At 70.8% G+C, this 13,837-nt stretch carries 14 protein-coding genes; 4 read left to right on the forward strand and 10 right to left on the reverse strand.

What is annotated here, in order from left to right; translation table 11 throughout:
• Positions 1–20 precede the first annotated feature (20 nt).
• From FO059_RS01775 to FO059_RS01795, 5 genes are all read right to left on the reverse strand, one after another.
• Positions 21–2,219: a bifunctional lysylphosphatidylglycerol flippase/synthetase MprF gene (locus tag FO059_RS01775; RefSeq protein WP_143905855.1), complete on the reverse strand. Its 2,199-nt coding sequence runs from the start codon at positions 2,217–2,219 to the stop codon at positions 21–23.
• A complete protein-coding gene (locus tag FO059_RS01780; RefSeq protein WP_308339579.1) occupies positions 2,216–3,211 on the reverse strand; it encodes a polysaccharide deacetylase family protein in 996 nt (331 codons plus the stop codon). The genes FO059_RS01775 and FO059_RS01780 overlap by 4 nt, the downstream gene beginning before the upstream one ends.
• A gap of 275 nt (positions 3,212–3,486) precedes the next feature.
• On the reverse strand, positions 3,487–3,915 hold the full coding sequence (locus FO059_RS01785) for a hypothetical protein (RefSeq protein WP_143905857.1): 429 nt from the start codon (positions 3,913–3,915) through the stop codon (positions 3,487–3,489).
• Between the two features lie 117 nt (positions 3,916–4,032).
• Positions 4,033–5,622 (reverse strand): LCP family protein, encoded by a 1,590-nt coding sequence (locus tag FO059_RS01790; RefSeq protein ID WP_143905859.1) that lies wholly within the window; start codon positions 5,620–5,622, stop codon positions 4,033–4,035.
• Between the two features lie 272 nt (positions 5,623–5,894).
• Complete coding sequence (locus FO059_RS01795; RefSeq protein WP_233266841.1) at positions 5,895–6,758, reverse strand: alpha/beta fold hydrolase; 864 nt, start codon at positions 6,756–6,758, stop codon at positions 5,895–5,897.
• A gap of 218 nt (positions 6,759–6,976) precedes the next feature.
• Between FO059_RS01795 and FO059_RS01800 the strand changes: the two genes are divergently transcribed.
• Positions 6,977–7,405, forward strand: coding sequence for a DUF1330 domain-containing protein (locus FO059_RS01800; RefSeq protein ID WP_143905863.1), 429 nt, complete (start codon positions 6,977–6,979; stop codon positions 7,403–7,405).
• On the opposite strand, the gene FO059_RS01805 is transcribed toward FO059_RS01800, so the two are convergent.
• Complete coding sequence (locus tag FO059_RS01805; RefSeq protein WP_143905865.1) at positions 7,363–7,755, reverse strand: DUF5313 family protein; 393 nt, start codon at positions 7,753–7,755, stop codon at positions 7,363–7,365. The two genes, FO059_RS01800 and FO059_RS01805, sit on opposite strands and share 43 nt — an antisense overlap.
• A gap of 176 nt (positions 7,756–7,931) precedes the next feature.
• Between FO059_RS01805 and FO059_RS01810 the strand changes: the two genes are divergently transcribed.
• Positions 7,932–8,207, forward strand: coding sequence for a hypothetical protein (locus tag FO059_RS01810; RefSeq protein WP_143905867.1), 276 nt, complete (start codon positions 7,932–7,934; stop codon positions 8,205–8,207).
• Positions 8,208–8,215: 8 nt separating this feature from the next.
• Here the strand turns inward: FO059_RS01810 and FO059_RS01815 are convergent, their stop codons facing one another.
• Positions 8,216–9,001, reverse strand: a complete 786-nt coding sequence (locus FO059_RS01815; RefSeq protein WP_372497930.1) for a MerR family transcriptional regulator — start codon at positions 8,999–9,001, stop codon at positions 8,216–8,218.
• 171 nt (positions 9,002–9,172) lie between these two features.
• Between FO059_RS01815 and FO059_RS01820 the strand changes: the two genes are divergently transcribed.
• Positions 9,173–10,726 carry a succinic semialdehyde dehydrogenase gene (locus FO059_RS01820; RefSeq protein WP_143905870.1) on the forward strand — a complete coding sequence of 518 codons (1,554 nt, stop codon included), beginning with the start codon at positions 9,173–9,175 and terminating at the stop codon, positions 10,724–10,726.
• Between the two features lie 95 nt (positions 10,727–10,821).
• Here the strand turns inward: FO059_RS01820 and FO059_RS01825 are convergent, their stop codons facing one another.
• The gene (locus FO059_RS01825; protein ID WP_143905872.1) at positions 10,822–11,079 is read right to left on the reverse strand and encodes a hypothetical protein; all 258 of its coding nucleotides are present in this window, start codon (positions 11,077–11,079) and stop codon (positions 10,822–10,824) included.
• Between the two features lie 367 nt (positions 11,080–11,446).
• On the opposite strand from FO059_RS01825, the gene FO059_RS01830 reads away from it, so the two are divergent.
• Positions 11,447–12,466, forward strand: a complete 1,020-nt coding sequence (locus tag FO059_RS01830; RefSeq protein ID WP_143905873.1) for a beta-ketoacyl-ACP synthase III — start codon at positions 11,447–11,449, stop codon at positions 12,464–12,466.
• A gap of 71 nt (positions 12,467–12,537) precedes the next feature.
• Here the strand turns inward: FO059_RS01830 and FO059_RS01835 are convergent, their stop codons facing one another.
• Together FO059_RS01835 and FO059_RS01840 are read right to left on the reverse strand one after the other, a co-directional pair.
• Positions 12,538–13,113: a copper resistance CopC family protein gene (locus FO059_RS01835; protein WP_372497931.1), complete on the reverse strand. Its 576-nt coding sequence runs from the start codon at positions 13,111–13,113 to the stop codon at positions 12,538–12,540.
• Entirely contained in the window at positions 13,113–13,802 is a 690-nt protein-coding gene (locus FO059_RS01840) for a YcnI family copper-binding membrane protein (protein WP_143905875.1), read from the reverse strand. Before FO059_RS01840 ends, FO059_RS01835 begins: the two co-directional genes overlap by 1 nt.
• Between the last annotated feature and the right edge of the window lie 35 nt (positions 13,803–13,837).

Raw genomic sequence — 13,837 nt, forward strand, 5'->3', positions numbered from 1 at the left:
GGCTCGGTGGGCCGCACCGGTCACTGGCGGGCCATCGCCAGCAGCTGGCGCGGAGTGGCATCGGGCAGATAGGCGCGGCCGATGGCCACGCCGATACGCGGCAGGTCTGCCTCGTCGCGGCAGCACAGGTACACCGGCTCGTAGCGGGGGTTGAACTTGGCCTTGAACCGGTGCAGCGAGCGGAACCCGTAGAACGGCTCGATGGCGGCGCCCAGCAGCTCGAGCGCGCGGTCCACCGGCTGCGCCGCCTCGTCTCCGGCCCGTGCCAGCGGTGCGCCGGAAAGCGAGAGGAACTGCGCGCCCTCGGACTGGAAATGCCGGGCGGACGAGGCGATGAGGAACTCCATCACATGCGTGGCGCCGTCGCCGTCCCGCTTGCGCATGATGTCGAGGGTCCAGCCGCGCACCACCGCGGAACCGTCCGCCGCGGCCGGGCCGTAGACGGGCAGCCAGGAGAGCACTCCCTGGACTGTCCCCTCGGCGTCGGTCGCCAGCGCCACGAGGGTCTCATCGTCGAGCGCCTCCTCCACGGTGCCCAGCGTGAACCCCATCTCGGGCAGGTCTTTCTCGCCCACCCACTGCTCGGAAATCTCGCGCACCTGCGCCAGCACGCCGGCCGACACCGAGGACAGCCGTGTCACGGTGAACTCCATGCCGCGCTTCGCAGCCTTGTTCAGCGCCGAGCGCACGTTCTGCCAACGCTTGCCCTTGAACTCGAGTCCAGGCAGGTCCATGATCGTGTCTTCGGCGATCTGCAGCACCCGCCAGCCCTGCGCGGCGGCGGCGTCGGCGGTGGCCTGGGAAACGGAGAACAGGCACGGAATGGCGGCCGAGTCCTCGGACACGCGGGTCAATTCGACGACGGCCTCGGCCACCTGTTCGGGCGTGCAGACCGGGTCGGTGAGCGCGATGACGGTGCCCGCGTGCCGCTGGAAGCCGATCACCCCCGGAACGCGCTGCCCGCGTTGCGGCAAGAACAAGTACTCATTGCGTTCCCAGGTGATCATCCAGGACATGGTGTTGCTGCCGTAGGTGCGCAGGGCGGCCTTGGCGTCGTCGAGCGGGTCGCCGTCTCTGGAGTGCCGCAGCGCGCGATGCCGTGCTGGGGCATGGAAGGCCGAGCGACCGACGACGAGCATCGTGACCAGCGCGAGCCACAGCAGGGCGGTGCCGGCGGAGACGGCGCCGATGCTCTCGTACCCGGTGGCGACCACGAACACGATCGCAAGCACCGTCGCGGCGATCACCAGCGAGCCGTATCCGACGGCCGCCCACCACGCCCATCTGCGCCCCCTGCGGAGCTGGTCCGCCAGTGCCAGCACCACGGCGACCGTGAACAGTGTGGACCACAGTGAGGAATCGTCGGCACCCGTGGGCCCCAGCGGACCGTCCGCGGGACTCAGATGCACGATCACACGGACGACTCCGATGAGCAGCAGCCCGATTGCGGCGACCAGGCGGTATTCGCGCCGCGTGCGGGGGCCGAATCCGTGCTCGGACGTGGAGAAGAACCTGTCCGCCAGGGGCAGGACCACGGTGGCGGCGACGATGTGCGCGACGTCGGCGAAGCGGGCGACGAACAGGAAGCTCACCGCGACGTAGGCGATGAGAATTGCGCGTACGCGAAGACGCCACGGCGAGCGCAGCGTGGCGGTGGCGGCGGCGACGCAGGCCACGAGCGCGGTGCTCATTCCCGCGTCGCGGGCCAGCGCCAGAGCATCGGCCCACGGCCACGGTGCCAGCGCCGCGAGCCGGATCAGCCCGCTCGCGGCAAGTACCGAGAGGATCTGCCCCGCCAGGAAAACCACGACCGTCCGCAGTGTCCCGAGTCGCCACTCGGCCCAGCCGAGCACGAACGGGGTGAGGACGATCAGCGCGATGAAGACGGTGGGAGTCGCACCGAAGGGGATGCCGGTGACCGGAGTCCACCATTGCCCGTCGCGGAGGCCGGGGACGCCATCGGCAATGTCGGGGTACCAGGACGCGTCGCGCAACGGCCGCCAGATCCCCTGCGAGGCGAACCCGGAGATCAACAGCACCAGCGTGACTACTGCAGTGAACGGGACGGCCGTGAGCACGCGGCGGGCGGCGTCGATACGCACGGCCGCCGCGCCCGGCCGCGTGTTCTCGGCCGTTTCCGGCGGCTGCTCGGCCGACGGCGTGGCGGCGTCTCCGGGTGTGTCCGTGCGTACGGGGCTGTCCTTCGCGGTCTGCGTCATGCGGGAGCTCCTGCGGCGACAGGTGGCAATTGCTGCCACTCCGCCAGTTGGTCGGGATCCTGCGTCTCCATCCATGCGATCACGTCGGAGTATGTCGCGCAGATCGTTTCGGGGTCGTCGCACACCGACCGCATGAAATCGGCGGTCGCGGGGTTGAAGGCGTTGCCGTTCCACTCGTTGAAGTGGTTGGCGATCACCAGCGGCGCGCGGTTGCCGGTCTTGGCCTGCTCGTACATGTACATGTAGGTGTCCTTGACGATCCTTCGTGCCTCGGGGGCGGTGTCCGGCTCGTCGCGTGCGCGGTTGAACGTGTACCAGAAGTTGTAGTCGAGCGCGGTCTGGGTCTTCCCGAGCGGCGGCGAGTAGACGTTGGGGATGGGGAACTCCCAGATGCCGTCCACCTTGTACGGCCAGGAGATGCCGGTGCTCGGCGACGGCATGGACGAGTCCCAGGTCATGCCGTGGGCCTTCCATGCGGGGATCAGCTGGTCGAGGCGGCCTTCGAGGCACTGGGTGCGGCCGCCGCGGACCTCTTCGGGGCCGAAGTGCAGCTTTTCGGGGGCGTTGTCGAGGCCGTTGTTGCGTTTCCAGCCGGCCATGAGGGTGAAGAACTCGTCCAGCTCGACGTTCCAGTCGGTCGTGGTCCAGCGGTCGCCGTTGTATCCGCCGCCGGCGCAGAAGTGGCCGACGTAGTGGGTGCCCATCTCGTGGCCTGCGGACCATGTTCTGTTGAGGTAGCGGATCTGTTCGCGGACCTCGCTGCGGGTGCCGCCGAAAGCGACGGCCGCTTCTCCGGGTGCGTGGCCGGGTCCCTGGTAGTGGGATGCGTTGTCGTCGGTGAGGAAGTACAGGCCGGTCATCAGTGCGGTGAAGCGGGCGTCGGTGGCGCGGGCGGCGTCGAGGAACATGTCCCAGTTGGGGGTGACCCCGACGCCGTCGAAGGAGAACAGGACGAACTGCGGTGGCTTCTCGCCGGGGGCGAGCCGCGTCATCGGCACGTTCGTAGCGGGAGGGGCGGTCGGTGAGGCGGGAGGAGTAGCAGGAGGCGCCGGCGACTCGGCGGGTGTACCGGTCGGGGCAGGGGGATGCTCCGCAGCCCGGGTGGGCCCGCTGCTCCGGTACTCGAGTGCGGCGATGATCACCACCGCAAGGGCGCACAGCGTGGCCGTTGCGAGCAGGCGGCGTTGACGCCGCCCGCGACGGCCGGGCCGGCGGCGTCGTGCCCCCGGCCTCGAGTTTCGCCGGTGACGGCCGCGTCCTCGGTCGGTCATCCGAGGGCGCGCTGTGCCGCGCCGCGAAACCAGTCCCCGTTGGCAGGCAGGAACATCAGGATCACCCCTGCCACGAGGATGATCAGGTAAAGCACGTTGTAGACGCCGCCGCCGCTGCCTCCCCACATCGAGGTGAGGGACAGGATGCCGAGGATTGCGAGCACGATGCGCGCCCAGTTCGCGCCGGACCTCATGCGGAAGGCGAGCCAGAGCTGGACCAGGCCGAAGACGATCACGACGATTCCGGCAGTGGTGAGAGCCGCTGTCGATTCGTCGGCTACGTCGTCGATCCCGGAGAAGAGCGCGCTTCCGGCGCCCGCGGCGATGAGGATCCCGCCGATGAGTCCGAGAAGAGTGACGACGATCCAGCAGACGAAGGCGATGCGGACCGGGGTCGGCGTGGCGCCGGAAGAAGAGGTGTCCATGGCAGGCACTGTAACACTGATATAAACAGTTGGGAACGGAGGTGTTCCTGAATCTTCCTGTGTGGGAACGCTGATCGGCGTCGGAATAAAGTGGCAGGTGACGACTGTGGTGCAGACCTACTTCACGCAGGGCACGCCGCCCGAGGCGATCTGCGAAAGGTCCGTCGGCTGCGGGTCTTCGCTCGTGGACAGTGCCGCCGGAGGAGGCGGGCCGCCCGCGTCCGGATCCGACTGGTCCGGCGCCGCGTCTACGCTGAACTCCTGTCTCAGCGCGGCCGGAGCCGACGCGGTCAGCTGCCGGGCCACGGGGTTGTCCACGATGTCCAGGCCGGCCACGAACCGCAATGCGCCGGGGGTGACGGTCGCGTCCTCTGTGACGTCGTCGATCCCGAGGAAACCGGCCAGCGACAGGGCGTCGGCGCGGTCGCCCGGGGCGAAGCGGACGGCGGATCGGTTCTGCACGGCCTCGGCCGTGGTCGCCGCGCCGGGCCCGCGGCCGTGCGTGGATGCCTCGGCGGCGAGCCCGTCGGCGAGGGCGCCGGCGAGCCCGTCGATCCCGGTGGCGTTGGCGACGTCGATACGCGTCGCCGACACGTCCAGCACCGCGCGCGCGGGTTCGGCGTCCGGGCCGGGTGGAGCCTCCGCGCCCGCGTCCGGCCCGGCGGTGGAGGGCTGGAGCAGCAGGGCGACGGTGCGGCGGATCTCGGCGGTGTCGACCGTGTTGACCTCGGTACCGTCGTCGAGGGTGGCGAATCCCGTGATCGGCAGCGTGTAGGACTCGACCGTCGCCGGGTCGATCGACGACGCGAGAGCGAACGCCCCGGCGAGGTCGAGGTTCTTGTCCAGGGTGAGATGCGAGCGCGCGATGTCGGTCAGCCGGCCGCGCGCTCCGGAATCGGTCACCAGGTTCGTTCCGCCGAGCTGCTTCGCCACCGACAGTAGGAAGGCCTGCTGGCGTCGACTGCGGTCGATGTCGGTGAAGTTGAGGTCGGGGTTGACGTCGCGGCGCTGCCGGACGAAGGCCATCGCCTGGGCGGCGTCGATCTGCTGCTCGCCTGCCCGGAAGTCCGCGCCGGAGAACGGATCGTAGGTGTCGTGCTGCAGGCACACGGTTATCGGTTCGACCGTGCTCGCGAGCTCGTAGAAGGCCCCCATGGTGACTTCGACGAAGTCGTCGATGGGCACGTCGCCGAGGAAGCGGGACACGGTGGCGGTGACCGACTTGCGGCCGGCCTCCCGGGCTCCCCGTTCCAGCGCCGCGCCGTCCTGGGAGTTTTCGTGCGCGTCGCGGTACTCCGAGAACGCGTGGCCGTACGATTCCTTGATCTTCGCCTGGCAGACGCCGTTCGGGCACCCGGGGATCTCGACGTAGTCATCGCGCGGAATGCCGATGATCTTCGCCCGGCCGTCCGCGCCCACGTGGACCAGCATGAGCGTGTTCGCGTTGTAGCCGCCCACGCTCTCATCGCCCGCGTGGATCCGGTCGTACACCTCCTGCGGCAGCGGCTTCCCGTCCTTGTCGAGCCGGCTGTCGAGGCCGATGATGAGCGTATTGCGCTCCTTCCCCTCGGACGCGGACACGCCGTCGAGGGCATCGGAGGTGGAGATCGCGCCGTTGATGTCATTCCACTGCCACCAGGCGACGCCGGTGGCCAGCAGCACGACCGCCGACGCGCAGGCCGCGAACACGCGCGCCGCCGCGACCACGGCCGTTCCGCGGCGCTCAGCGGTGCGGGTTCGGCGCGGTGTGCGGGTTCGGGGCGCCTGTGCGGCGCGATGCCGCCCCCCGTCACCCTGCCGGGCGCTCCGCGGCGGGGGGACGTACTCCGCCCGCCGCGCCGCATCGTCGTCGTCCGTCACAGTTGAGGTGCCCTTCTCGTCTCCCGCCCGGGACCATGGACCACGGCAAGGGTACGGGGCGCCGCGGCGGGCGCCCGCTCCCCGGGTGCGGACGCCGGTCCGCGCTCGGGGCCTCGCCCTCAGTCCTCGCGGGTGAAGTACTCGAGCACCAGCCGGTTGAACGACTCGCGCTGCTCGATCATCGCCCAGTGCCCGCAGTTGCTGAACACGTGCAGCTCGGCGTCGGGCAGGTGCCGGTAGGCGAAGTGCGCCCCCTCATACGGCAGCATCCGGTCGTCGCGGCCCCAGATGAGCAGCGTCGGCTGGACGATGCCCTCGGCGCGCGCCCACAGGGGGAGGGTCTTGAACTCGGGGTTGAAGATCGAGCCGAAGATGCCCATCGTCTGCGCGATGACCCCCGGCTCCAGGGCGCGGCGCGTGCGGTCGGCGATGAGCTCGGGGGAGACGACGTCGCGGTTGCCCACCATCGTGTCCACCCAGGCCTCCATGGCCTCCTCGGACGGGTTCTTGAGGAAGTCGAACAGCCGGCGCGACCCCTCGCTGGGGTTGGGGGCGAAGAGGTTCTCGGCCAGCCCGCCCGGGCCCATCAGCGCCATCCGGCGGACCTTGCCGGGGGTGGCGAGGGCGGCCTCGCAGGCGACGTTGCCGCCCATCGAGTTGCCGACGATGTCCGCCTTCTCGATGCCGAGCTCGTCGAGCAGGGCGGCGACGGCCTCGGCGGCCACGCGCGGGTAGGCGGCGTCCCACTCGAGCGCGGGGCTGCGGCCGAACCCGGGCATGTCCAGGATGATCGTGCGCCGCTGCTCCGCGAACGCGGCGAAGTTGCCGGAGAAGTTCGACCAGCCGTTGACGCCCGGGCCAGAGCCGTGCAGGAACAGGACCGGGGTGCCGGGCTTGTCCGTGCCGGCCTCGTTGTAGTGCAGCTCGAAGCGCCCGGCGGTGATGGTGCGGGACGTGCTGTCGAAGTCGGTCTGCTCGCTCACTGCGGTGCCCTCCCGGTGGGTCGCTGCTGATCGGCGGATTGCCGAGTGTCGTCGTGCGCCATTGGAACACGTTCCTGACAGTGCGCGGCAGGGAGGTGGCCCGATCAGCGGGAGGCGCATGACTCCGCGGGTAATCGACGTTGTGCGCGCGCCGCGTGACGATGGCACTGCACAGACCGGACACAACTCAACCCGACAGCGACGAAGGAGACGGCATCATGACCATCGATATCACGGCGACGCACGCGGAGACCGGGCCTAAGGGCTACGCGATGGCCTGGCTGCGCGATGTGCGTGTGGGCGAGGACATCTACTCCTACATGGCCCGCATCGAATCGACGATGGAACCGTACGGCGGCGAGTGGCTGGTGCATGGCAGCCTGCCGATTCCGCTCGAGGGCGACTGCCCCGACAGCGTGGTCATCATCGCGTTCCCCTCCCCGGGAGCCGCGCGACGGTGGTACGACTCGCCCGGATACCAGGAGATCCTGGGGCTGCGGGTCCGCAACTCGTGCTCGGACGCGCTACTGCTCGAGGGGGTCCCCGCCGGCTACCGGGTGCTCGACACCATCGAAAAGCTGAAGGCGGCGGCTGGTCCGGGCCCCTACCGGCCGAACCGCTCCTCGTACTCGCGGCGCAGCGCGTAGTCCTTCTCGCGCGCCCACCAGTCGGCCAGGTCAGGGTCCAGGCCGTGCATGCGCAGCCGGTGCCGCCGGTACACGCCGCCGAGGACGAACGAGAAGTAGACGAACGGCAGGAAGATGGGCAGCGTCATGCCCACGTGCACGTACAGGCTGGCCGGGATCAGCCACATCAGGCCCAGGCCCACGAATGCCGGGATGATGAGCCGGATCGCCATGCGGTAATTGGCGCCGGGACCGCCCAGATCGCGGATCACCCATTCGTTGTACCGCGGCGGCAGGACCTTGCCGTAGGAGTAGGTGACGTACTGCCAGAATCCGGGCCGCTCGCGCGCGGCACGGGGACCGCCGTTCATGTGCATCGTTCCTGTCGTCGGCGGGCCCGTCGGAGGCGGACCCCCTCGCCTCGATCATAGTCCGGCGCCCGGTGGCCCCGGCGCCCCGGCGGTGATCGCAGCGATGGGCGAGCGGACGGAAACCGGGTCGCTTACCTTGAAAGCGCGGGGGCCTGCAGTCGGCCACGGAGCAGCCGATGACGCAGAACAGTTCCGCATCGCCCGCCCTGCGCGGCGATGCCGCGGGCCGAGGCGACGCGGACCGGGTGTTCCTGCGCCCGCGGTCGTGGGCGTTCCGGCTCTATCTGCTCGCGTTCGTGGTCGGCCTGGCGCTGTGGGGCCGCGCAATCCTGGGCGGCGTGCCGGCGCGCGACTGGGCGGTCGCCGTCGTGCGGGTGGCGCTGCTCGGCGAGCGGCCACCGGACGGGCGCCGGTGGCGGGACGCGGTGCGCGCCGCACGCGCCGGCGCCTGACCGCCGGCTCAGGCCGACGCCGCCGCGTTCGCGGTGATCACGTCGTGCAGGTACTGCGCCAGCCCGGGGGCGACGTCGTCGTAGTGCTTGCGGAAGCGCTCGTCGGCCACGTACATCTCCGCCAGGCAGCACTGCATCTCATGCGAGCAGTCGTAGAACCGCTCGATCTCCGCGCGGTGCCGCTCGGCCAGCGCGTTGGCACGCGCCCCGCCGGCGGGCGCCCCGTCGGCCAGGGCGGCGGCCAGGTCCGCCTCGAGCGCATCCGTCTCGTCCTTGATGCGCTTCCAGTCGTCCTTGGTGTAACGGGCCGCGCGTTGTTCCGACTGCCGCCACGCGTCGCTGTCGCCCCAGCGCTCCTGCGCCTCGGCCTCGTACTCGTCGCCCAGCCAATCGTCGCCGAACACTTCGCGCTGTTCCTGCGGGGTGAGCTGAATGCCCATCGTCTTCGCCTCCATCATCGTGTCCACGGCCGTAGCCATCCGTTGCAAACGCGCGATGCGCTCGTCGATGAGCCGCCGCTGCCGTCGCAGGTGCGCCATCGCGTCGGCGTCCGGGTCGTCGAGAAGGCCGCGGATCTGCTGCAGCTCGAACCCCACCTCGCGGTAGGTGAGTACCCGGTGCAGCCTCTCGATGTCCGGCGCCGTGTACACGCGGTACCCGGCGGACGTCCGCTCACTCGGCCTGACCAGGCCCACGTCGTCCCAGTGGTGCAGCGTGCGGACGCTGACCCCGATGAGGCGGGCCGTGGCGCCGACGGTCAGTTCGGCGTCCCGGACGGGCGTGTCGTCGTTCACGGGTTCCACCTTCCGGCCTCCCGCCGCGTGAGGGTCAAGTGTCGGCGCGCGGACGGTTCCACAGTAGGCCGGACCGGGCTCGCTGCGGCCGCGCTCGCGGCCCCGGGGCTGTCTGTGACCGCGGGTAGTGTGTGGTGCACACGACCGAGACGGTGAACCGGAGGGGAACCCATGCCCGCGCCCACCAAGGAGACGTTCGCGCGTCTCGCCAGGCTCGTCGCCATCGACGCGGCGGACGAGCGGCCGACGAAGGACATCACGGAGGTGTTCACGGGCCGCACGCTCGCCACGATCCCCGTCGGCACGGCGGACGACGCCCGCGCCGCCGTGGAGCGCGCCCGCGTGGCGCAGCGGCTGTGGGCCCGGCGCAGCCCCGCACAGCGTGCGGAGGTGTTCTTCCGCTACCACGACATGATCCTCGCGCACCGCGACGCGCTGATGGACATGGCGCAGGCGGAGACGGGCAAGTCGCGCGCCTCCGCGCTCGAGGAGGTCCTCGACATCGCGATGACCTCCCGCTATTACGCGCGTACGGGGCCCAAGGCGCTGAAGAGCCGCAAGGTGCCGGGCATGATCCCCGGTGCCACCAAGACGCAGGTCCACTTCCAGCCCAAGGGCGTGGTGGGCGTCATCTCGCCGTGGAACTACCCGATGACGCTGGCGGTGTCCGACGCGGTCGCCGCGCTCATGGCCGGCAACGGCGTCGTGCTCAAGCCGGACAGCCAAACGCCCTACTGCGCGCTGGCGTGCGTGGAGCTGCTCTACCGGGCCGGGCTGCCGCGAGACCTGTTCGCGGTGGTCCCCGGGCCCGGGTCGGTGGTCGGCACCGCGCTGGTGGAGTCCACCGACTACCTCATGTTCACCGGCTCCACCGCCACCGGCAAGCACCTGGCGGAGCAGGCCGGCCGGCGGCTCATCGGCTACTCGGCGGAGCTGGGCGGCAAGAACCCGATGATCGTCACCGCGGGCGCGGACCTGGGCAAGGTGGCGGAAGCTGCCACCCGCGCGTGCTTCTCCAACTCGGGCCAGCTGTGCATCTCGATCGAGCGCATCTACGTGGACCAGGCCGTGGCCGACGAGTTCACCCGGGTGCTGGGCAAGCGGGTGCAGGCGATGACTCTGGGCGCCGGGTACGCGTTCGGCATCGAGATGGGCAGCATGATCTCGAAGAGCCAGCTCGAGACCGTCACCCACCACGTGGAGGACGCGGTGGCCAAGGGCGCCACTGTGGTGGCAGGGGGGAAGGCGCGCCCCGACCTGGGCCCGCTGTTCTTCGAGCCGACCCTGCTCACCGGGGTGACCGAAGAGATGGAGTGCGCCGCGGGGGAGACCTTCGGGCCGCTCGTGTCGATCTATCCGGTCACCGACGTGGAGGAGGCGATCGCGCGCGCCAACGACACCGACTACGGCCTCAATGCCAGCGTGTGGGCGGGGTCGTACGCGGAGGGCGAGGCCATCGCGCGGCGTCTGCGCGCCGGCACGGTCAACGTCGACGAGGGCTACGCGCCCGCCTGGGGCAGCACCGCGGCACCGATGGGCGGCATGGGGGATTCCGGCGTGGGCCGTCGTCACGGGGCAGACGGCCTGCTCAAGTACACCGAGCCGCAGACGGTGGCCACGCAACGGGTCACGGGCATGGCCGGCCCGGCGTGGATGCCGCCCAAGGTGTGGGCCAAGGCGCTGCCGGTGGCCATCAAGACGCTCAGCTACCTGCCCGGACGCTGACGCCGGCCCGCGGGCGCCGAGCGGGGTGTTCTTCGGTGGTCCACCCGGCGGTGGGCACCGAAAAACACCCCACTCGACGTGCGGACCACGGGCGGTCAGCCCTCCTCGGGCCCCACGCCGCTCCGGCGACGTGCCCGCAACAGCAGCACGGCCGCGAGCACTCCGCCCAGGATCGCCGCGATGATCATCGGCATCATGTTCGACTCGGGCGCCTCGTAGCTTTCGTAGGCCGGTGCCGGCCGGCCGACCGGACGCGCGGGCTCACGTGCGGGAATGGGCGCCGGCTCCATGTCCTCGGGCAGCGCGTGGCGCGGACCGGAGGCCTTCCGGGGCGTTCCTTCGCTCTCGGCCATAAGAGTCTCCTGTCTCGGTGCTGGGCTCTCTGGTCGCGGGGTCGCAACCGTGCGTGCGGCTCCGTTCGCGTAGTGCCGTCGACCACAACCTGTTGACCACAACATACTGTGCCGACGAACACAGCCGGACAGGACGTCGGGCCAAACGTGTCGCGCGGCATGAGGCGGCGAAGCGCCACGGGGCGCGGCGGGCCCATCCCCGATACGGCGACCGCCACGGCGTAATGTGACGGCCGACTACATCCGCCGATGGCTCCGGCGCCCGGTCCGCCGGGACGGCGCCAGCGATTCGCGCGCCGCGCAGGCACACGTTGCCATGCCAGGGCCGGCGCGGCGAGTCTGAGCACGAAAGATCGGAACACACTCCATGACCGCCACCATCACGCCGACCACGGGCAGCCACTCGGCCATCCTGGGCCTGGGCGCTTACCGTCCTGAGCGAGTCGTCACCAACGAGGAGATCTGCGAAAAGATCGACTCCACGGACGAGTGGATCCGCACCCGCTCCGGGATCCGGTCGCGCCGCTTCGCCGCCGTGGGGGAGTCGGCCGTGACGATGGGCATCGAGGCCGGGCGCAAGGCCATCGAAGCCGCAGGGCTCGAGGCCGGGCAGGTCGACTGCATCATCATGGCCACCTCGTCGCACTACAGCCAGACCCCGCAGTCGTCCACGCTGGTCGCCGACGCGCTGGGGCTCACCTCGCCCGGCTCGTTCGATCTCAGCGCGGGCTGCGCGGGCTTCTGCCACGGCCTGGCGGTGGCGTCCGACCTCATCCGTGCGGGCAGCGCCAAGCACGTCCTGGTGGTCGGCGTGGACCATATGAGCCCCTCGCTCGACATGACCGACCGCACCTCCTGCTTCATCTTCGGCGACGGTGCCGGCGCCGTCGTCGTGGGTCCGTCCGAGACGCCCGGCATAGGCCCGGTGGTGTGGGGTTCGGACGGCTCGCAGGCCCAGGCCATCCGCCAGGTGCCCACGTGGCAGGCGATGGTGGAGACCGACACCTTCGAACACCCGTGGATGCGGATGGAGGGTCAGGCGGTGTTCCGCTGGGCCGCGTTCACCATCGGCAAGGTGGCCAAGGAAGCGCTCGACGCGTCCGCGGTGGGCATCGAGGACCTCGACGCGTTCGTCCCGCACCAGGCGAACCAGCGCATCAACGAGCTGATCGTGCGCGGGCTCAAGCTGCCGGAGTCGGTCCCCGTGGCGGACGACATCGTCGAGACGGCCAACACGTCGGCCGCCTCGATTCCGCTGGCGATGGAGAAGATGCTGCGCGAGGGGCAGGCGCCGGCGGGCGGCATGGCGCTGCTCGTCGGGTTCGGCGCGGGGTTGTCCTACGCCGGCCAGGTGGTGCGGCTCCCCGAGGCGCCGGTCAAGTCCTGACGCCGCTCGGTTCCTGAAGAACGCCCGTGGGGCGGGCCCGGCAGGGCCCGCCCCACGGGCGTCTTTCGCGATCAGTCGTCGCCGTGGCTGCGCAACGCGAACCACAGTCCGCCGCCGAACAGGACCACCGCGGGGATGACGAACCACCACCATTGGACCCCGCCGCCGGAATCGGAGTCCTCGTCGGCATCGGAGGCGTCCGCCTTGGGCCCGGGCGTGCCGTCGCCGGGTTGCGTCAGCTCGAAGCTGCGCGTGTAGCCGACGGCGTGGCCGTCGGCCGACGTCACCTTCACCGCCACGGTGTACGTGCCCGCGGGCCCGAGCTCGCCGACGGGGACGGAGATGGTGTTGCCGTCCACCGTCGGCTCGCCGCGCGACCACAGGTGACCGTCCGGTCCCACCACGGTCAGGTTGGCGTAGTTGGGCGAGATCGCCTCGTTGAACGTGAGCGTCACCGTGTCGGGCCCGGCGTCGAGGGCCGCACCGTCGGGCGGGCTCATCTCCACGATCGCCGAGTGTGCGGAGGCGACGCCGACGCCGGCCACGGTGCCCGTCGCGGCCAGCAGAGCCGCGAACACCGCCGCCAGCATCGACCGCCGTGCGCGGCGGGACCCGCCGCGCTGCGGATCTGCTGTCCGGCCGAACATCACGACCTCCTGCGGATGGTGTTGCCGATGGCGAGCGCCAACGCCAGGGCGCCGAGCACCAGTCCGGCACCGCCGAGCCAGCGCGCCACGGCGTCGTCGCCGGAATCGGAGTCGCTCGCCGTGGAGCCGCCCGACTCGGCATCCGTAGCGGCGGACCCGGATTGCCCGCCGTGCGCGTGGCCGCCCTGGGCGGATGCGGGTTCGAGGGTGAGGGACGGGACCGGATGCTCGGGCTCCGTGCCGTCCGGCGCGGGCTGCTGGTCCCATTCGACGACGGCCCCGTCGGAGTAGGTCTGCGTGGCGGGGAAGTCCACCGAGGCCGCATCCGGCAGCGGTCCGGCGGACACGCGGAACTCGCCGAACTGGCCGGGTCCCACCTCCACGCCCGGATCGGCGGTCCAGGTCACCGAGGTGGCCAGGGCGGAGCCGGGATCCTTGGTCACGGCCGAGTGCCAGCCGGGCATCGGCTCGGTGCGCGCGGATCGCAGGCCCGGGAGCGTGACGGTGAGGGCGGTGGTGCCCGCCGTGTCGGACTCAGTGGGCACCCGGAACGTCAGCACCTCGTAGCCCCCCTGCGTCGCGCCGGGGGCGGACACGGAGACGTGCGCCGAGGCCAGCCCGGAGCCCGCCAGCGCGAGGGCGCCGATGATCGAGCCGGCGCACACCGCGCGTCGTGCGAATACCTTCATAGTGCGAAATCCTTCTTTCCGTGGCGCGCCCGCAG

Origin of the sequence: Tomitella fengzijianii, from assembly GCF_007559025.1 — a bacterium.
GTDB classification, from domain to species: Bacteria; Actinomycetota; Actinomycetes; order Mycobacteriales; family Mycobacteriaceae; genus Tomitella; species Tomitella fengzijianii.